Raw genomic sequence first — 18,629 nt, forward strand, 5'->3', positions numbered from 1 at the left:
TAACCACTATTATAGCGTGTAGCCGATTGATTGGAGAGTTACAGTTATGGCTGATGAAGAATTGCACACGACTGCAGCTGACGACGCTGCAAAGAAGAGCGATACGTCAAATGAGAATACTTATGGCGTTCCTATGGACGAAGTTGAAGCAGTGTTGAATGCTACTGCGGATAAAGCAGCGCTTTCTCCACAGATTCAGCAAATGATGCAGAGACAAGCTGAAAATAGGCGACGTGTCGAAGAAAGCATTAAAGGCACAAAAGCTAATGCTGCATGGTTTGTGCCGCTGTTCTGCACATTAATGGTCGTTGGATTAATTTGGGCTGTTGTTTATTATTTGAACCCTGTGCTTCCAATTCCTGGAATTGGTGCATGGAATTTAGTTATTGCATTAGTAATAGTAATGACTGGATTCATTATGACAATGTGGTGGCGTTAGTCTGTAAAACAAACTGCTTAATATGTTTTAAAAGTAGTTATGCAAATATTGCGTAGCTACTTTTTATTTTGTTGCTGCTGCGGCGCGAATAAGTATATGATTTTTATTGCTATCAGTTGTTGCAATAATTCTTGTATTTCCGCCATCTTGTAAGTTTAATTTTTTGCGCAATGCTTCTACAGGTATTGGAAAGTTACGAGTAACAATATTTGCATGAGTAATATCAGCAAAAGTTTGTTTTATTTCTCGTTTATTCATGCTGCATATATTTTCAATTTTCCATATTTTTCCTGGAAATTCTGAGTAGTATTCTTCCGATACGTAAACATGACTATTCGCACTGATTTGTTGTATATTGTATTGAGTTTCTAACAATGAAAAACAGCCAGCTTTCATGATTGCTGCATTTGGCTCATAAACGTATTGCGACCATTCTTGCCAGTTATTTATATCTAAAATTTTATCTTTTTTATTATTTTCTTCTCTATTATTTAAAACATTTGACCCAGGCTGTATTGATACCTGATTTGTTGAAGTATTGTAAGTTGCTTGTACAACAGTTATCTGATCATCGTTTGCGCAATATACTGGTACTTTTGTGTGCTGAGAGTTGCTGAGTATTATCAATAGTTCCTTGCACTCGTTACTATGTGCGACTATATGTACGGCTTCTACATTGCCACTAAAATCGCTAACTGTTTTGTGCCAATCAAGCATTGGAGAAAGTTTAATAATCACTATTTCTGCTTTAGTGAGCAATTGATTTTTAAGATCTAATACGTTTGGAGTGCAATCTTCAATAGCGTATGTGCGAGATCCTTGTTTGTTACGACGAGCTGGATCGACGTATATTATCGTTGACTTAGGAATATTTTTGAGTGCATCAAGACTATTGTTGTTGTAGCATTTTACGTTTGTAATACCAAGTGCATTCATATTGTGATGTGCAATGCTAGAAAGTTCGTTTTGCTGTTCAATACAAATAGCAGAATCGAAAACTTCAGACATTATTGCGCAATCAACGCCAAAGCCGCCAGTAAGATCCACAAGTGTGCTACTAAAATTTTCTGAATTTAATTTGTTGAGTAATTCTTTTGCAACATTTGCCTTGTATTGTGCTGTTGATTGAGAAGAACACTGTTCCATAGAAATATGCGCAGGGTATATAACTTCGTTGCAGGAAGCCCATTTTGGCAGTTTTTGTTGCGCGATCTGCCTACCTGCTATTTGGTTAATTGCAAAAGGTATGTCGATATTTGCGTTGCGTGGTGCTTTAAGAGCAGCTTTGCTTGGTGACAATTGTGCGTTTTCTTTAATAAAAGTGAGTGTAGAAGCGTTTGCTGGTTCGATTGTTTTTGGAACTTGAAGTGTAGGCATGAATCTCATTCCTTGTTGAGGTGTAGAAAATTTTAGAGCAAGTAAAGATTAAAATTATGTAGTCGATAGTTTAGTCCACAAAAAACTTAAATTGTGGATAACTCTTATACACTTGTGCACAGGTTCAAAAAAGGCAAGTTATCAACGTTTGTGATTAACTATGTGGATAACTTATATAGTTGTCACCAATTTAGGCACAACTTATACACAATCCTGTGCACATTGGTGGAAAACTACACACGTGTAATTTAACAAATTATGCCTTCAAACAAAACATTGCACAAGCAGTGAGAATAGCAAATAGTGATACAAAATATACTAAGAAACGCGTATTAAACGAAGCTTTTTTAAGTAGCGGATTTTGTACTCCGAGCAATGCTGCAATTGCGGTACCAGAAACTAAGCCTCCAACGTGTGATTGCCAAGCGATATTAGGCACAATGACTGGCATAGCGAGAGTAATAGCAATCCAAATAATTGTTCCTCGCATGTTTTCTCCTAGTCGCCATTGTGCTACGAGAAGTGCACCTATAAGCCCCATAATAGCTCCCGAAGCACCGTATGAAGCAACGAACCAATTATTAGTGAGTTTGCACCATACAATATCAGCTACGCTTCCACCAAAGCCGGATATTAAATACAATCCAAAAAACTTCCATTTACCGAAGAATCGTTCTAATTCAACTCCGAGCGACCAAAGACATAGCATATTGAAGAAAATATGGGTTAAATTTGGTGCGTGAACAAACATTGATGTGAACCAAGTCCAAGGTGTTTGTAACGCAGTAATTGGAAGAAACGCAGTATAGCTTATTAGAGTCGAATAATAATTTGGATATGCAAAGTTCAGTATCATTTCCAATATCCAAATAAAAATGCATGAATATACTAAAATGGCTGTGGTTGTGTTAAAACGAAGTCTTATATTATTTAAAATATTTTTAATATCAAAGTTGTGCATATGCTTATGATATCGGTTTTACTTCACAAATTTAATCAATAACATTATTTAAAAAAGATGCAACTCTGAAGAAAAGCAACTATGATAGTTATTACGCGACAAAAAGCGGTATAGATTGTTGACTTGGACGAGCAGGTCAGCTTAACCGGAAAGGAGCCATCATGGAGAACAGATCCTCTGGCGGTTGGAAGTTCTTTGCACTGCTCTTCGGAGCACTGCTCGCAGGTATTGCTGCGTTGTATGTGTACAAGCAGCATAATCCTGATTATGACCCTTGGGAGGAACCATGGGAGAACAGTTCTTCGCCAATTGACCTAGGGTTAGAAAAAGAAGAGAAAGAAGCTAACGATACTCCTGCCGCCGAGGCATAAGTGACATTTGCTTTATACAGTCCAAAATAAAGGCGATTGCGTATATTCGTAGTCGCCTTTATTTGTAATTACTAAAGAATTGTTGCAAACAAAAGCGTTTGTCTTACATGCAATTTAACTAAAATCTACACAAAAAGGCGGAAACTGATTAACAGCCTCCGCCTTTTATTTTCTATGTATTGCTATTGGAGAATACTCAATTACTCAGCAACAGGTGTTGGAAGAGCACCAGTGTGCCAAATGCGATCGAGGTAATCTTCGATAGAGCGGTCAGAAGAGAAGTAACCAGAGTTGGCTACGTTCAAGACTGCCATGCGAGCCCACTTCATTGGATCGCGGTAAGTTTCCTCAATCTGAGCCTGAATATCCATATAAGAGCTGAAGTCAGCCATTGCCATGAAGTAATCATGGGTAAGCCAATCGTTAACGAGTGGCTCATACACGCTCTTGTCGCCGTTGGAGAAGGTGCCGTCAGCAACCATATCCACAGCAGTCTTCAAGCGAGGATCAGATTCATAGTACTTACGGGAGCCGCCGTGATCATAGCCTTCAGCGTAGAGCTTCTCAACCTCGTCAACGGTCATGCCGAAGAGGAAGAAGTTCTCAGCACCAACGCGCTCGCGAATCTCAACATTTGCACCATCGAGAGTACCAACAGTCAAAGCACCGTTCAAAGCGAACTTCATGTTACCAGTGCCAGAAGCTTCCTTACCAGCTTGAGAAATCTGCTCATCCAAATCGGTTGCAGGAATCAAGTTCATAGCAAGTTCAATGTTGTAGTTTGGTGGGAAGAACACTGCGAGCTTGCCCTTGCAAGCTGGGTCGTTGTTCACAACGCGAGCAACATTGTTGATGAGCTGAATCGTAAGCTTTGCCATAGCATAGCCTGGAGCAGACTTAGCGCCGAAGAACACGGTGCGTGGAAGCATCTTGTCTACGTCGATTGTGCCATTCTTGATTCCAGCGTATGTGGAGATAACCTGGAGGATCTTCATGGACTGGCGCTTGTACTCGTGCAAACGCTTAACAATGGTGTTGAACATTGTGTCTGGGTTGATCTCAAAGCCATACTTCTGCTTTGCGAAATCAACGAAGGCAAGCTTGTTCTGCTTCTTAACTTCAGCAAACTTCTTAACGAACGCCTTGTCGTCAGCCAATGGCTTCAAGCCTTCGAGAAGCTCCAAATTACCCTGCCATGCGTCTGTGCCCAAGCCCTCAGTAATAAGAGCAGACATGCGTGGGTTGCTCAAGCGCACGAAACGACGAGGAGTTACGCCGTTAGTAACGTTCTTGAACTTATCTGGGTAAACGCTGGAGAAGTCCTTCAAAGTGACATCCTTCAACAACTCAGAGTGAAGTTCAGCAACACCGTTAACGTAAGAACCGCCGTAGGTAGCCAAGTAAGCCATGCGAACTACAGCACCTTCGCCATTTTCGTCAGCGTCGGTAGCGATGCGCATGCGCTCAACCTGATCCTCAGCAACGCCCTTACCGCGAAGCTCGTTGCGGAACTGCTCGCTAATGCCCTGAATGATTTCAAGGTGGCGTGGCAACAGTTCGCCAATAAGCTTGGCTGGCCAAACTTCCAAAGCTTCTGGAAGCAAGGTGTGGCAAGTGTAGTTGAAGGTCTTGGTGGTGATACCCCAAGCGGTGTTCCAATCGTAGCCGTACTCGTCCATAAGAACGCGCATAAGCTCTGGAATGCCGATAACTGGGTGAGTGTCGTTCAACTGGAAGTTAATCTTGCTTGGGAAGGTAGTGAGATCCGGCTTATCCTGACCTGGGTAGAATACGCGGATTGCATCATGAATAGAAGCAGCTACGAAGAAGTACTGCTGCTCAAGACGCAAAGCCTTACCTTCTGGAGTGGAATCTTCTGGGTAAAGAATCTTAGAAATGTTTTCTGCTGCAACCTGTGGCTTTACAGCATCCAAGTACTCGGACTTGTTGAAGGTGAGCAAATCAAACTCATCGTAAGACTTAGCGGTCCACAAACGAAGAGTATTTACGCGACCAGAATTATAACCTGGAACCATGTAGTCAACTGGTACTGCGCGAACAGACCAAGCTGGCTTCCAAACGCGCTTGCCGTTTTCCTCTACAACTTCACCACCGAAGTTGACGCGCTGGTCACGACCATAATCAATGTGACCCCATGGCTCTTCGTTGCTAAGCCAGTAATCAGGGGTTTCAACCTGCTTACCTTCTTCATCAAAGCGCTGCTTGAAGATGCCGTAACGATACTGGATGCCGTAGCCAAATGCTGGAACGCCAATAGAGGCGAGTGAATCGATGAAGCAGGCTGCGAGACGACCCAAACCGCCGTTACCTAAACCTGGTTCATACTCGGCATCGATAACAGCTTTTGGATCGAAGCCAAGCTTAGTAACAGCCTTATTGAATTGGTCAGTAAGACCAGCGTTCAACAAAGCGTTCTCAAGCTGCTTACCCATCAAGAACTCTGCGCTCAAATAGCCCACAGCCTTGGTGTTGCCATTAACCATGTCATGCTGAGTCTGCATCCAAGAGTCCATCAAGTGACGACGAACTGCGGTAGCAGCGGCAACATACACATCTGCCGTAGTGGCCTGCTCTGGCGTTACACCCTGGGTGTACTTGAGGTGCTCTTGAAGTTCTTTGGCAAATGCCGTCGCAGTAGTTTTGGCTTTCGGCGCGACGTGTTTAGTCATATTTGACTCCTTGTGCCGTTTGATATATTTCCTAAAAGTGTGCAGCCTAAAACTTTGTGTTTAGGCAATTAAACCATCACCATTTTGCAGATAACTTTTGAAGATAACTACAAGAGGCATGTGAATGCACACGATAACCCCAAGAATACCACAACCTAATCCCTTTAAATATTTGTATATAACGTCTTAATACAAATATATTGCTGAAAGTAGGTTGTTTAGAAGATAATAAAAATATGTCAGTAATACTTGAACGAGATATAAAACGAGGACAATGTGCTTGGCAATTCTGGCGTGAATCTGCTATTAAAGCACTTGGCAATGGCATAGAAGCCATGCAAATAAATAGTAATATTTTAAATATCTCTTTAAACGACGAAGCTTTAGCGGTTAGATATTCGCTATATCTTCTTGAGAATAAAGTGCCTGGGTGCGCAGTAGAAGTAAGGGTTGCGCCTTTTGGTGCAGTAAAAATTTTGGAAGGACCAGCTTCGGATCCGCATAATCTCACACCGCCAGATGTTATTGAACTTGAGCCTAAAGTATGGCTTAGATTAGCGAGTGGTGTTACTAAATGGCATCAGGAACAGGACTTTGGCAACATAAGTGCAATTGGCGAGCGTGATGATTTAAGCGATATTTTGCCGCTGTAAGTTGACTTTATTGTAGCTTAATTGCGTATTTACAGCGTGTATTTACAAATATCCTGGGCAAACAGTATTTCGAATGCCCAGGATACGTAAATAAAATAATTTTAATAAATTTAATTTTTAATTGTCGTGTTTGTGTATGAAGTTTGGAATTGGCATAGGGATATGATGATGCGCTGGCGTGTGCGCTCCCGAGTTTGTAGAAGAGTTTTCGCTGCTAACGGCTTTTGCAGCTGCTTCCGCAGCCCACTTGGCATACTCGTCTAAATCATCTTCGTTTGAAGCATCAACGACATCATTTTCTTGATCTGTGTCATTCTCTTCTGGAAGATATGTATCTTCCTCATAGCTTTCGCTCGACGCAAATGGATCGAAGGATCCTTGTCCGGGTTCGCTGGAATTAAGTTCCTTAGCAAGCTCGTCATAATCCGTATCGGTCGTCAGGTATTTGAGCTTACGGGCAATTTTCTGTTGCTTTGCCTTCTGTCGTCCGCGGCCCATCTGACCCCCTCTAAAAATTAAGTAACAATCAGTTCATCACACAAGAGCGTACCACTTAACCGCAACCGAGTATATTGTCTGTGTAAACTTTTACCATAAAAGCCATATTTTCAGCGTAAAAATACGCACAATTAAGGAGCCTAAAATGCCGGAAGAAGCACAGGTTACAGCTGCTGGTAATGAGATGAGCGCAAGCTTCCTTGCAGCGCGTAAACGTTCAGATGCAACGCTTGAAAAGTTACAAGCTAGCCCTTCGTCTTTTACTATGCTTACTGGAGATCGCCCAACTGGTCGTTTGCATTTAGGACATTATTTTGGATCTATTCGTGAGCGTGTTGCAATGCAGCAGCGCGGAGTAAAAACCAATATTATTATTGCAGATTATCAAGTAATTACTGATCGTGACACCACTGAGCATATTGAAGATAATGTTTTGAATTTAGTGCTGGATTATATGGCTGCCGGAATTGATCCTGAAAAAACAATGATATTTACTCATTCCGCAGTTCCTGCAGCAAATCAGCTTATGTTGCCTTTCCTTTCGCTTGTTACAGAAGCAGAATTACACAGGAATCCTACTGTAAAGTCGGAAATGGAATCATCTGGACATGCTTTAACCGGATTGCTCCTTACGTACCCAGTGCACCAGGCTTGCGATATTTTGTTCTGTAAAGCTAATGTTGTGCCGATTGGTAAAGATAATTTGCCGCATGTTGAAATCACTCGTACAATTGCGCGTCGTTTTAATGAGAGATACGCAAAAAAGAATCCAGTGTTCCCAGAGCCAGCAGCAATTTTGTCTGATGCTCCTGAAATTCCAGGATTGGACGGACGAAAGATGAGCAAATCTTACGGTAACTCGATTATGCTCGGGGCTACTGCCGAAGAAACTGCCAAATTAATTAAGAAGAGTCCAACTGATTCTGAGAGGATGATTACTTTTGATCCAGTAACTCGTCCGCAAGTTTCTGCACTTCTTACTACTGCAGGTTTAGTTACAGGTAGGGATCCTAAAGAGATTGCTGAAGAAATTGGTAACGCTGGTGCTGGCGCATTGAAAGCTTACGTAATTGAAAATGTAAATAATTTCTTGGCACCTCACCGTGAGCGTCGTGCAGAACTTGCAAAAGATATGGATACTGTTCGAGACATTTTGCATGATGGCAATAAGCGTGCAAATGCTATTGCAGAAGAAACGCTTTCCCAAGTGCGAGATGCTATGGGAATGAAGTATTAATTAAATTTCAATAAGTAAATTAATAAAAAATAAAGCCGCTCGCAAGAAAACTTGTAAGCGGCTTTTTGTTAAAAATTAACGAACTGAAACTTAGAACATCACACGTCGTAACGCCAGCTTTTATCTGTAATAACGCGTGCTACAGCAAGACCAATAGGTAAGCAAATAATTACCATGAAAGCGCGGAAAGTCCAGTCTAACGCTGGAAGCGTGTGAAATTGACCAAGATAAAACATTGCGCGATACATATAAAGTCCAGGAACCATAATTACGATAGATGGAACCGTAAGACCTATTCGTGGATAACCCAAATATTGAGGCGCTAATCCGTGACGAACGATAGTTCTCCAAGCAGAAGCTAGCAAACCTGCCAATAAAGCACCGCTGAAAGCTGCAATTTCGGCAGCAACTCCAAAATCTGTCATAGTTAAACGCAATGTGTCAGTAATAGCGCCAATAACGCCAGCAACTAAGCACATTCGTTGTGGAGAATTAAATAGAACTGAGAAGCCCCATACTCCGGCAAAAGCTGTAATAAGTCGAAGAACTGCGTTAAGCCAAGGATTTAATCCGAGAGGAGGGAAGCCTTGAGGATTGAGATGTACAAGGCTTGCAACTGTCCATCCCGCAAGAGTTCCCATCAAAATAATAGCCATTGTGTAACAAAGTCGTTGAATTCCTGAAGGGAAATCAATTTTTGCAATATCTAAACCGCCTGTAATAAGAGGGAATCCAGGAATAACAAACAACACTGAGCCAATATATGCAGTTGTATGATTGAGCGCGCTAGGGTCAAAGAAGCCAATAAGACGTAAAGCCCCAATGCATGATAGTGCACCTATTGCAACAGCTACGAATGTAACTACAAACTGGTTTAGATGCTTCATAAACATTCTGCGACGAATATAGTGACCGATTCCTGCTCCAATAAAAGCACCAATCATGTCGTAAATGCCGCCGCCAAGCAAGAACGCAAAGGATGCGCAAGCAACTGCCGAAGCAAGACCAGCAAACCACGGTTTGTATAGCGGTTTCCTATTTTTAATCAAATCAAGACGGTCATGTACTTCTCTAACCGTAAGAGGATGATTATTTTTAGGCTCGCCATTACTACTGGATGTGTTTACGTGTGAAAAATGTTCAGCATAAGCACTTTCTGGCTGTAATGCAAAAATGCCGCGTGGTTTTTCTTTTTTTATAGCTTCTTGCAACGCTTTCTTTTTTGCAATTTTAGTAGCATTTTCTTCAGACTGCTTAGCTGTTTGTACAATGGTATGTTCGTCGTCGCTCGCTTGCAATGTGTCAACTAATTCCTTAGAAACAGCAGCTTTAGAGTGATATAAAGAATCGTTTCCAAGCTTGACGTTAAACCAATCTGCAAAATGTTCTAGAAGCCAAATGCGCTCAGTGTTAACACCTGTGGTTGGAAGATCTACAACTTCAGTAATTCGCTCATGCTTATCAGTACAAGTTGCTTCAATATCTGTGAGATTCACGTCCGCGCGCACATGTACACCCATTGGTTCGCCGATTCTGTGCATAAGCTCGCGAACTCGGTAGCTTCCTGTGCCTGCTCCTAAGCCGAGCGCACCGACGCGAATAATAATACTCGATTTTGCAGCAATTCCTGCTTGTGTAACTGGCTTATCCCAATCTCGCTCAACATCGTCCATATCGAGTGGAATAGCATGAGTATGAAAACGCCCAGAAGGTTTTCCGACTATATGACCAGTCGAAAGAATTTCAGGCTTATCGCAATCGCAGTTGTTGATGCTGTTGTCGTATTCATTATTCTCAATATTATTCTCTGCTGTACTCACAATTTTTTAGTATACGCAACCCCGTTGCCGAGTTATATTTTGTTGATAAATCAGCATTCTTTACTACGTCCGGTGGTAGTTTCACAATTAACTTGGTATCTCGCTGGAAACAAGGCTGTGGGCTTGCAACTTCTGACCTACATAACCGCGGAGGAGCTGCGGAAGTCAGACGACCAAGCAACCTTAGTCTGGCGTAAGGAGGTCTGATGGCAACAGAAAATCAGCAGGTTACTCCGGCAGACGCAACTATTGTTACGTCTGGTTTAGGGCGAAAAGGCCCAGAGGAGCGTGACCTTCCAGCATCACTTAAGCAAGACATGGATTTGTGCTTGCATATTCTTCGCGATGTTCTTGGCGAATTCGATGAAAAATTATTAGCAGTATTCGACGATGTGCGTTTGAATGCTGTAGAAGCTAGTGCGGCTCATTTTGCGCAAATGGTAGACGCAAAAGTAACTGCAGATGATGGCTTAAGTAAAGCTGTTAGCAGGCTCAACGGAATGAATTTGCACGATACGCAGCTTTTAGCTCGTGCTTTCGCAACATATTTCCACTTGGCAAATTTGTGCGAGGAAAATTATCGTGTTTCTGTACTTCATCAGCGTGAATGTGAAGTTGAAGATTCATTGCCTGTTGATCCAGTTAACGAACTAACTTGTGCTTATCACAAGTTGCTCACTGAAATGAGCCCTGCTGAAGCGAAAGAATTGCTTGCAAAGCTTGAGTTTCATCCTGTATTTACCGCGCACCCAACCGAAGCTCGTCGTAAAGCCGTTGCAGGTAAGATTCGCAGAATTTCGCAATTATTAAGCGAACATCATCGTTTAGGTGGATCTGATAAGCGCGAAAATTATCGTCGTCTCTATAACGAAATTGATGCGCTTCTTCGTACTTCTCCGATTGCTTTAAAGAAGCCGACTCCGGTTGAAGAAGCGGATACTATTCTTGACATTTTTGACGCCACTTTGTTTGACACGATTCCAGTCGTGTATCGTCGATTTGACGATTGGCTGCTTGGTAAGAAGGCTGGATTAGTTCCTCCGCGTTGCCCTGCATTCTTCCATCCAGGAAGCTGGATTGGTTCAGATCGAGATGGCAATCCTAATGTGACAGCTAAAGTGAGCCGTCAAGTCGCTCGAAAGTTTAGCGATCACGTGCTTGCAGCTTTGGAGAATCGCACGCGCGAAGTTGGCAAGTGCTTAACTATGGAAACTCGCACAACTCCTCCAAGCGTGGAGTTGCTTGAATTATGGAATCGTCAGCGCGAAATGAGCGAACAGCTTACAGAAAACGCTTCAGACGTTTCTAATAGTGAGCCACATCGTGCAGTAATGTTGGTAATGGCTGACCGTTTGCATCGCACTATTAGCCGCGATACGGATTTGATGTATCATTCTTGCGAAGATTTCATTGAGGATTTGCAAATTGTGCAACGCTCTTTGGCAGAAGGCGGAGATCCTCGTGCTGCATATGGTCCTTTGCAGGATTTGATTTGGCAAGCGCAAACCTTTGGATTCCACATGGTTGAAATGGAATTCCGTCAGCATTCTCTCGTGCATTCTCGCGCTTTGGAAGATATTCGCGAACATGGATTGCATGGCGAACGCGGTCCGCTTCAGCCAATGACTCGTGAAGTACTCGATACGTTCCGCGCCTTAGGAGCAATTCAAAAGCGCAACGGTATGCGCGCTGCTCGACGTTATATTATTTCCTTCGCAAAATCTGCTCAGCATGTACGTGACGTATTTGAGCTAAATCGTCTTGCTTTCGCTCACCCACAGGATGCGCCAACAATCGACGTCATTCCGCTGTTTGAGCAGTTGGAAGATTTGCAAAACTCTGTAAATGTGCTTGAGGAGATTATTAAAATTCCTGAAGTGCAAGCTCGTCTTAAGGCTACTGGCCGCAAGATGGAAGTTATGCTTGGCTACTCGGATTCTTCCAAGGATGCTGGTCCTACTTCCGCAACGCTTGCTTTGCATTCTGCTCAGGAGCGCATTGCTAAGTGGGCTAAGAAGCACGATATTGATTTGACACTGTTCCACGGCCGCGGCGGTGCTGTTGGTCGCGGTGGCGGTCCTGCAAACCGTGCAGTGCTTGCTCAGCCAGTTGGTTCCGTCAACTGCCGCTTCAAGCTTACTGAGCAGGGCGAAGTTATTTTCGCACGATATGGCAATCCAATTCTTGCTATTCGTCACGTTGAATCCGTTGCTTCTGCAACTTTGCTTCAGTCTTCGCCAAGTGTTGAGAAAACTAACACTGATATGACGAAGAAGTATGCGGATATGGCTGCAAAACTTGATGTTGCAGCTCATGAGCGTTTCCTTGATTTGCTGCAAACGGATGACTTTACTCCATGGTTCTCTACGGTTACGCCGCTTAGTGAGATTGGTTTGCTTCCAATCGGTTCTCGCCCAGCTAAGCGCGGTTTGGGTGCGAAGTCGTTGGATGATTTGCGCACAATCCCGTGGGTGTTCTCCTGGGCTCAGGCTCGCATTAACTTAGCAGCATGGTACGGATTGGGTACTGCTTGCGAAAAGTTTGGCGATTTGGAAACTTTGCGTCGCGCTTACGAAGAGTGGCCGCTGTTTAGTACTTTTATTGACAATATTGAGATGTCTTTGGCTAAAACGGATGAGCGTATTGCTCGCATGTACTTAAGCCTTGGAGATCGCGAAGATTTGAGTGATAAAGTACTTTCAGAAATGCAGCTTACTCGCAAGTGGGTTTTGCAAATTGTTGACGACAAGTGGCCTTTGCAACATCGTCACGTGCTCGGTCAGGCAATCCGCGTGCGCTCGCCTTATGTTGACGCGCTGTCTGTAATCCAGTCGCTTGCATTGCACAAGCTTCGCAACAAGGTAGACAAAGAAGAGCTTAGCGAAAGCCAACAGGCAGAGTTCATCTACCTTATTCTTTGCACTGTTTCTGGTGTTGCTGCAGGCTTGCAGAATACTGGATGATTTTATAAGTTTATGTGATTAAGAAAAGCCTTCGTACTGCTTTATTAGCTGTGCGTTGGCTTTTCTTTTTATAATCATATTTTATAAATTTTGTTAGCTTTTATAGCATATTTTCTATTTAACACAGTAACGATAGAATATGTTTTATAAGTCGAAGTGTTTTTCAAAATTTGTTGATAGCTTGTATTTGTCATCTTTGCGCAAGCGCATCAATACAAGGAGGTAATAATGCACGAGACAGTCAAAGAAGATCTTTTAAAAGAAGATTCACTTTTGGCTACATCTGTGTGGAGCGCGATGCTAGCTGGTAATCGTAAGTTTGCAGAAGGCTCATTAAATTGCCATGGACTTAGTGAAGAAACGAGATTATCTCTTATTGAAGGTCAGCATCCTGGAGCTGTTGTTCTTTCCTGTGCTGACTCGCGCGTGGCTCCAGAATTTGTGTTTGGTGCTGGTTTAGGTGATATTTTTTCTGTCCGCACTGCAGGCGAAGTGCTTGATGATGCTGTAATTGCATCTTTAGAATACGCTGTAAGCGATTTGGGAGTAAAAGTGCTTGTTGTTCTTGGACACGAGCATTGCGGTGCTGTACAAGCCGTTTTGCCGAATGTGCAAAAGCTGGTTTCTAAATACGGCGAAGATGAAACAAGCGAAATAATTGAGTCTAGCGGGTCAATATTGCTTCGTTCTTTAGGGCCGGCTGCGCTCGCAGGTATTGAAGAAGACTTGAGCACGGACGATATTGAGCGCATTCACGTGTCTAATATGTTGGCTGAAATTTGCGATAAATCTCAAATTATTCGTGAAGCCGCTTTTAACGATAACCTTATGCTAGTTGGCGCTAGGTATAGAATGAGTGATGGTTTAGTAGAGGTTCTTTCATGCTAAGTAGCATGTAGTCGCATTTTTAACAGAATTATTAATACGTTGTTAGGTTACAGATATGAATCAATCATCTAAAGATACGCTTGATGCAAATTCTGCAAATTCTGCAAATTCCGCTAATTCTGCGAACTATCTTTTCTTGCTTGTCGGAGCTCCTTTAGTAGCTTTTATTATTGCAGCTGCTCCTGCTTTACAAGGGCAACATCCTTGGTTTCTCGTTGATACAACAATTCGAGGTGTTTCCGGATTGTTGCTACAAGCTATACCTTTTACGCTCATAGGTGTGCTTGTTTCTGCTGCAGTAGAAACTTGGGTAACTGCTGATTTTATTGAGAAACATGTTCCAAAATCTACAGCAAATGGTTTCTTGGCTGCCATATTAGCCGGCGTCTGTATGCCGGTTTGTGATTGTGTAGTCGTTCCAACGTTTTCTCGTTTAGTTGCAAGAAAACTACCATTGCCGTGCGCCATAACTTTTCTATGTGCAGTTCCTGTTGTAAATCCAGTATCTGTATTGGCAACATTTTATGCGTTTTCTGACGCTCCAGCTGTTGCTATTATGCGTATTGCTCTAGGTGTTGGTATTGCATTATTAGTTGGATTAAGTTTTGTTATATTCCCTTCGAAAACCAATATTTTGCGTAAGAAAATTTTAGTAGAAAGCGAATCTTCTTTACATTGTTCTTGCGAATTGAATAACGAAAGTAATCTCACAAAAAATAATATTGAAAAGCATAGTATTTCTGCGCAAATTCGCAAATATGTGCAGCATATACATCAGGATTTAATAAAATTAATTCCAATTATTGTATGTGGAACTATAGTTGCTTCTGTAATTCGCGCATGGCTCGGAGCTGATCCTGCTTCTCGCGTGCAAGTGAGTAATGTTTTCATTGCTATTCCTGTAATGATGGCTATTGCGTACGCAAGCTCTCTATGCTCCAGCTCAGATGCTGTAATTGCAAGAAGTTTAGCAACATCATTGCCTATGTCGTCGGTGCTAGTATTTCTGCTGTTTGGTCCTATGCTTGATTTAAAGAATACGCTTATGCTCGTTGAGGATTGCCGTGGTAAATTTGTGTGGCGCTTAACATTAACTATTGCTTTTGCGTGCTTCCTAGCGTCATTATTAGCTCACTGGGCTTGGGGGTTCATCGCATGAAAAAGCAAAAATGTGTTGAGCATAATGCTTGTAAAAAAATCACTTTAGCTCAATTGGTAGAAGCTATTTTATTGCTATTTTTTGCAGTCATAATTGCGGAAGTTACTTTAAGCGGTAGATATACGCTTTTTACTACGCCTAGAGCATATTATTATTTGTTAATTACTGCTATTTTGCTATTTATTTTGTCTATATGTGCTGCGATTGGATGGTTTTCTGTTTCTTCGCGCGATGTTTGGCGTATGTTTGTAGCTTTCGTTGTTCCTGCGCTACTTATTATTGTTCCTTTGCGTTACGCTCAAAATATTAGTGTAGATGGATTCGACCAGTATGCTGGCGGTCGTGCTATTGCTATTCGTAGCCAAAATTATCCTTTGCCAGGATTGTATGAAAAATCTCATGAGATAACAGTTGATGATGATGATTTCGGCTCCTGGTATGACGAAATCGATCATAATGCTGCAAAATATGATGGATACGCGATTACTCTTACAGGTTTTGTCAGCAGAGATTCTACGTTGAATGCAAATCAATTTAGGGTATCTCGTCAGCTTATGTCATGCTGTATTCTCGACATGTCTCCGTTTGGATTAGTTGCCGAAAAATCAAATATTGGCGAAATTCAAGATCATGAATGGGTGCGTGTTCGTGCACGCGTTTCTAGAGGCAATATTGGCATTCCTGGATATCAGCATCCTGGAGTTGTGCTGCACGTTATATCAATGCAAACAGCTCAAGCTCCAACTGGATATTTTTATCGCCCATAAATAATTTATCTTCGTTAATGGTGATAATTATTTTAGAATTGTTGATATCGCATAGAAGTAAACTAAGATAACAAGTATGGCGATTGGTTTTAATATTCTACTCATTATGATTTTTTTGCTATTTGGTTCCGTATTTGCGGCAACCGAATTAGCTTTAGTGAGCTTGAGAAGTTCGCAAATTGATCGCATGGAATTGCAGGATGCGCGTGGCGCTAGAGTTGCAAAAATTGCCCGCGACCCTAACACTTTTCTATCTGCTCTACAAATTGGAGTAACTCTTTCTGGCTTTCTTTCTGCATCGTTTGGTGAGTCTGCTTTAGCTCCGTATGTTGTGCCGGTTGTATGTTCATGGGGTGTTTCTTCGCACGTTGCTGGCCCACTTACAACAATCTTTCTAACTCTTGTTATTTCTTACTGTTCTATTGTTATTTCTGAATTAGTTCCAAAACGTATTGCTATGCAGCGTGCTGAGCAGATTGCGCGAGCGGTTGTGCCGGCGGTTGATGTTTTCTCAAAGATTTGCAAGCCTTTAATTTGGCTTATTGGAAAGAATACTAACGGTTTTGTGCGCATTCTTGGCTTTGATCCTAATGAGAAGGAAAGCGAAGTTTCTGACGAAGAATTGCGTGTTCTTGTCAATAGCAATAAACGTTTAAGTCAGGATGAGCGTACTATTTTGGATGATGTGTTTGATGCGTCTGAAACTATTGTTGCTGAAGTAATGCGTCCTCGTGCTGATGTTGAGTTTTTGGATGGTTCATTGAGCCTTGAAGAAGCTGCCGCGAAAATTCGTGAGCTTCCGTATTCTCGCTACCCTGTTATTGGCAAAGATTTTGATGATGTTATAGGTTTTGTGCATGTTCGTGATTTGCTAGATGTGCGTGATCCAAATGCAAAAACTGTTGCAGATGTAACTCGCGAAGGAATTAGTCTTCCTGGAACTTCCAAACTATTGCCGAGCCTGGAACTTCTTCGTAAACGTGGTATTCATTTGGCTGTTGTCATCGATGAATATGGTGGAACTGACGGTATTGTTACGCTTGAGGACATGACAGAAGAGCTAGTTGGAGATATTCGCGATGAATATGATTTGCCTGGTGAAACTGAGCAAAATAATGTGAATAAAACAACTGCTTTTGTAAATGGTGTTGCAAAAATTGATGGCGGTATGACCATTGAAGATTTTGCTGACATTACCGGCATTGAGCTTGAGGACGGTCCGTATGAGACTGTTGCAGGCTACTTTTTAGCGCATACTGGTTCAATGGGAAGTGTTGGAGCTGTTTTGCATGATGCGGATGGTTACGATATGACTGTGACTGCGGTTGATGGTAGGCGTATTGCGACGATTGAAGTGCGTCGCCGCGCGTAGTTTAAGCCATAGCAGTAGAATAATAACGGTATTAACAAACCTAAGGAAGGATAGAACATGGCTTTGTTGCATATTTTGCCAGGTCTCGACGAAGCGGCCAGTGAAAAGGCTGTTGCCATTTTACAGAATCGTTTAAGCCACGAGCAGGAAGCTGCTTTGGTGCTCAAGCATGCGCATTGGAATGTTACTGGTCCAGATTTTATTGCAGTGCACGAAATGCTTGATCCACAGGTTGCTGAAGTTTTGGCGCAGGCGGATGAAACTGCTGAGCGAATTGCAACTTTGGGCGGCTCTCCACTTGGCCGCGCAGACGATGTTGTTGCTGCTCGCACATGGAAGCGTTTTGCTTTGACTGGTCGCAAGTCTACAAAGGAGTATTTGCAAGCGCTTATTGAGTACTATAACGATATGATTGCAGACGATCGCAAGGCTATCGCGGAACTTGATGAGCTTGATTTAGTTAGCTCAAATATTATTCAAGATCATGTTCAACAGTTGGAAAAGTTCCAGTGGTTCATGCGTAGCCATCTTGATTAATTATTCTCTGTTTAATTTTTTTGATTCAAACCGCAACACGCTGTTTTCTTTTTATGGCGTGTTGCGGTTTGACATTTTCTGTGTCTGTGCTAATGTAACTACTTGTATGTTTTAGGCATACGAGTTGGGCCCGTAGCTCAGGTGGTTAGAGCGCATCCCTGATAAGGATGAGGTCGGAGGTTCAAGTCCTCCCGGGCCCACGATAGAATGACATCATTCTTTCGAATGGGGCTATGGCGCAGCTGGTAGCGCATCTGCTTTGCAAGCAGAGGGTCAGGAGTTCGAGTCTCCTTAGCTCCACGAACAGGGTTCTGATTGATTTTTCAATCAGAACTTTTTGTTTATCAATTTCTTTCTTGTCGCGTGCCCATTCAATTTTTGGGGAATAACCCAATTTTTTACTGATTACCCCTAATAAAATTAGGGTGACACCCTGATATTTGTCAGTGTTGTAAAAAATATAAAAATGTTTAAATGGTTGAATCTCTTCCCAGAGATTGCGGCATATATTTTGCTGTGGAACTATACACAATATATTGTTAACTTGAAAGGTATTAAAGAGAGATGAAAACCATAAAGGTTTTCATTTTAGACGGAAGGATGTAAAAAATGATTTATAAGATAAAACAAAATATTGCTGATATTTCTGCTGGCGTAGTTTCTTTATTAGTAGCTTCATTTGTTAAAGGTCAAGGTTGGAATATTCAAAATATTATGATTTGGCTTGCAACATTCGTAGCAACATATATCACACTACGTCTATTATTTATGCTTTTCAAAATTGTAAGAACTCTTTTCACTAAAGAACAGTAAATTTTAGGGTTATAGGCCGAATCTATGGCAAATAAATTGGCCTATAACCTAAATTTTAAAAAGATATGAAGCATAAACTTATTA

General features: G+C 42.0%; 16 protein-coding genes and 2 tRNA genes. 13 read left to right on the forward strand and 5 right to left on the reverse strand.

Going from position 1 to position 18,629, the window contains the following annotated elements:
- The first annotated feature begins 46 nt into the window (after window positions 1-46).
- Window positions 47-439 (forward strand): cell division protein CrgA, encoded by a 393-nt coding sequence (crgA, locus tag P0108_RS02215; protein ID WP_004109527.1) that lies wholly within the window; start codon window positions 47-49, stop codon window positions 437-439.
- Between the two features lie 63 nt (window positions 440-502).
- Here crgA and P0108_RS02220 read toward each other — a convergent pair whose 3' ends face one another.
- Both P0108_RS02220 and P0108_RS02225 read right to left on the reverse strand, forming a co-directional pair.
- Entirely contained in the window at window positions 503-1,816 is a 1,314-nt protein-coding gene (locus P0108_RS02220; RefSeq protein WP_102155569.1) for a THUMP-like domain-containing protein, read from the reverse strand.
- Window positions 1,817-2,072: 256 nt separating this feature from the next.
- The gene (locus tag P0108_RS02225) at window positions 2,073-2,777 is read right to left on the reverse strand and encodes a rhomboid family intramembrane serine protease (protein ID WP_102155571.1); all 705 of its coding nucleotides are present in this window, start codon (window positions 2,775-2,777) and stop codon (window positions 2,073-2,075) included.
- 161 nt (window positions 2,778-2,938) lie between these two features.
- On the opposite strand from P0108_RS02225, the gene P0108_RS02230 reads away from it, so the two are divergent.
- Window positions 2,939-3,148, forward strand: coding sequence for a hypothetical protein (locus P0108_RS02230; RefSeq protein WP_004106126.1), 210 nt, complete (start codon window positions 2,939-2,941; stop codon window positions 3,146-3,148).
- A 200-nt stretch (window positions 3,149-3,348) separates the two neighbouring features.
- On the opposite strand, the gene P0108_RS02235 is transcribed toward P0108_RS02230, so the two are convergent.
- Entirely contained in the window at window positions 3,349-5,838 is a 2,490-nt protein-coding gene (locus P0108_RS02235) for a glycogen/starch/alpha-glucan phosphorylase (RefSeq protein WP_012913689.1), read from the reverse strand.
- 236 nt (window positions 5,839-6,074) lie between these two features.
- On the opposite strand from P0108_RS02235, the gene P0108_RS02240 reads away from it, so the two are divergent.
- Complete coding sequence (locus tag P0108_RS02240; RefSeq protein ID WP_004109512.1) at window positions 6,075-6,491, forward strand: sterol carrier family protein; 417 nt, start codon at window positions 6,075-6,077, stop codon at window positions 6,489-6,491.
- A gap of 117 nt (window positions 6,492-6,608) precedes the next feature.
- On the opposite strand, the gene P0108_RS02245 is transcribed toward P0108_RS02240, so the two are convergent.
- The gene (locus P0108_RS02245; RefSeq protein ID WP_004109509.1) at window positions 6,609-6,989 is read right to left on the reverse strand and encodes a DUF3073 domain-containing protein; all 381 of its coding nucleotides are present in this window, start codon (window positions 6,987-6,989) and stop codon (window positions 6,609-6,611) included.
- A 145-nt stretch (window positions 6,990-7,134) separates the two neighbouring features.
- On the opposite strand from P0108_RS02245, the gene trpS reads away from it, so the two are divergent.
- A complete protein-coding gene (gene trpS / locus P0108_RS02250) occupies window positions 7,135-8,226 on the forward strand; it encodes a tryptophan--tRNA ligase (RefSeq protein WP_004109506.1) in 1,092 nt (363 codons plus the stop codon).
- A gap of 98 nt (window positions 8,227-8,324) precedes the next feature.
- On the opposite strand, the gene P0108_RS02255 is transcribed toward trpS, so the two are convergent.
- Complete coding sequence (locus tag P0108_RS02255; RefSeq protein ID WP_076002508.1) at window positions 8,325-10,046, reverse strand: threonine/serine exporter family protein; 1,722 nt, start codon at window positions 10,044-10,046, stop codon at window positions 8,325-8,327.
- Window positions 10,047-10,252: 206 nt separating this feature from the next.
- Between P0108_RS02255 and P0108_RS02260 the strand changes: the two genes are divergently transcribed.
- The 9 genes from P0108_RS02260 (at window position 10,253) to P0108_RS02300 (ending at window position 18,545) form a co-directional block, all read left to right on the forward strand.
- Window positions 10,253-13,009: a phosphoenolpyruvate carboxylase gene (locus P0108_RS02260; RefSeq protein WP_102703284.1), complete on the forward strand. Its 2,757-nt coding sequence runs from the start codon at window positions 10,253-10,255 to the stop codon at window positions 13,007-13,009.
- A gap of 228 nt (window positions 13,010-13,237) precedes the next feature.
- Window positions 13,238-13,897 carry a carbonic anhydrase gene (locus P0108_RS02265; protein ID WP_004109491.1) on the forward strand — a complete coding sequence of 220 codons (660 nt, stop codon included), beginning with the start codon at window positions 13,238-13,240 and terminating at the stop codon, window positions 13,895-13,897.
- A gap of 55 nt (window positions 13,898-13,952) precedes the next feature.
- Window positions 13,953-15,056: a permease gene (locus P0108_RS02270; RefSeq protein WP_473730719.1), complete on the forward strand. Its 1,104-nt coding sequence runs from the start codon at window positions 13,953-13,955 to the stop codon at window positions 15,054-15,056.
- Window positions 15,053-15,823 carry a TIGR03943 family putative permease subunit gene (locus tag P0108_RS02275; protein WP_004109484.1) on the forward strand — a complete coding sequence of 257 codons (771 nt, stop codon included), beginning with the start codon at window positions 15,053-15,055 and terminating at the stop codon, window positions 15,821-15,823. The genes P0108_RS02270 and P0108_RS02275 overlap by 4 nt, the downstream gene beginning before the upstream one ends.
- A gap of 76 nt (window positions 15,824-15,899) precedes the next feature.
- On the forward strand, window positions 15,900-17,195 hold the full coding sequence (locus P0108_RS02280; protein WP_012913683.1) for a hemolysin family protein: 1,296 nt from the start codon (window positions 15,900-15,902) through the stop codon (window positions 17,193-17,195).
- Window positions 17,196-17,252: 57 nt separating this feature from the next.
- Window positions 17,253-17,732, forward strand: coding sequence for a Dps family protein (locus P0108_RS02285; protein WP_012913682.1), 480 nt, complete (start codon window positions 17,253-17,255; stop codon window positions 17,730-17,732).
- 126 nt (window positions 17,733-17,858) lie between these two features.
- Window positions 17,859-17,932, forward strand: a tRNA-Ile gene (locus tag P0108_RS02290).
- A gap of 27 nt (window positions 17,933-17,959) precedes the next feature.
- Window positions 17,960-18,032 (forward strand) — tRNA-Ala (locus P0108_RS02295).
- A gap of 309 nt (window positions 18,033-18,341) precedes the next feature.
- Window positions 18,342-18,545: a hypothetical protein gene (locus P0108_RS02300; RefSeq protein ID WP_012913681.1), complete on the forward strand. Its 204-nt coding sequence runs from the start codon at window positions 18,342-18,344 to the stop codon at window positions 18,543-18,545.
- Window positions 18,546-18,629 lie beyond the last annotated feature (84 nt).

This window comes from Gardnerella sp. c10Ua_244 (genome assembly GCF_055818055.1).

Excerpts from the sequence above, each read along its gene's own strand:
- crgA (WP_004109527.1), top strand. The coding sequence starts at position 47 with ATGGCTGATGAAGAATTGCACACGACTGCAGCTGACGACGCTGCAAAG.
- P0108_RS02220 (WP_102155569.1), bottom strand. The coding sequence starts at position 1,816 with ATGCCTACACTTCAAGTTCCAAAAACAATCGAACCAGCAAACGCTTCT.
- P0108_RS02225 (WP_102155571.1), bottom strand. The coding sequence starts at position 2,777 with ATGCACAACTTTGATATTAAAAATATTTTAAATAATATAAGACTTCGT.
- P0108_RS02230 (WP_004106126.1), top strand. The coding sequence starts at position 2,939 with ATGGAGAACAGATCCTCTGGCGGTTGGAAGTTCTTTGCACTGCTCTTC.
- P0108_RS02235 (WP_012913689.1), bottom strand. The coding sequence starts at position 5,838 with ATGACTAAACACGTCGCGCCGAAAGCCAAAACTACTGCGACGGCATTT.
- P0108_RS02240 (WP_004109512.1), top strand. The coding sequence starts at position 6,075 with ATGTCAGTAATACTTGAACGAGATATAAAACGAGGACAATGTGCTTGG.
- P0108_RS02245 (WP_004109509.1), bottom strand. The coding sequence starts at position 6,989 with ATGGGCCGCGGACGACAGAAGGCAAAGCAACAGAAAATTGCCCGTAAG.
- trpS (WP_004109506.1), top strand. The coding sequence starts at position 7,135 with ATGCCGGAAGAAGCACAGGTTACAGCTGCTGGTAATGAGATGAGCGCA.
- P0108_RS02260 (WP_102703284.1), top strand. The coding sequence starts at position 10,253 with ATGGCAACAGAAAATCAGCAGGTTACTCCGGCAGACGCAACTATTGTT.
- P0108_RS02265 (WP_004109491.1), top strand. The coding sequence starts at position 13,238 with ATGCACGAGACAGTCAAAGAAGATCTTTTAAAAGAAGATTCACTTTTG.
- P0108_RS02270 (WP_473730719.1), top strand. The coding sequence starts at position 13,953 with ATGAATCAATCATCTAAAGATACGCTTGATGCAAATTCTGCAAATTCT.
- P0108_RS02275 (WP_004109484.1), top strand. The coding sequence starts at position 15,053 with ATGAAAAAGCAAAAATGTGTTGAGCATAATGCTTGTAAAAAAATCACT.
- P0108_RS02280 (WP_012913683.1), top strand. The coding sequence starts at position 15,900 with ATGGCGATTGGTTTTAATATTCTACTCATTATGATTTTTTTGCTATTT.
- P0108_RS02285 (WP_012913682.1), top strand. The coding sequence starts at position 17,253 with ATGGCTTTGTTGCATATTTTGCCAGGTCTCGACGAAGCGGCCAGTGAA.
- P0108_RS02300 (WP_012913681.1), top strand. The coding sequence starts at position 18,342 with ATGATTTATAAGATAAAACAAAATATTGCTGATATTTCTGCTGGCGTA.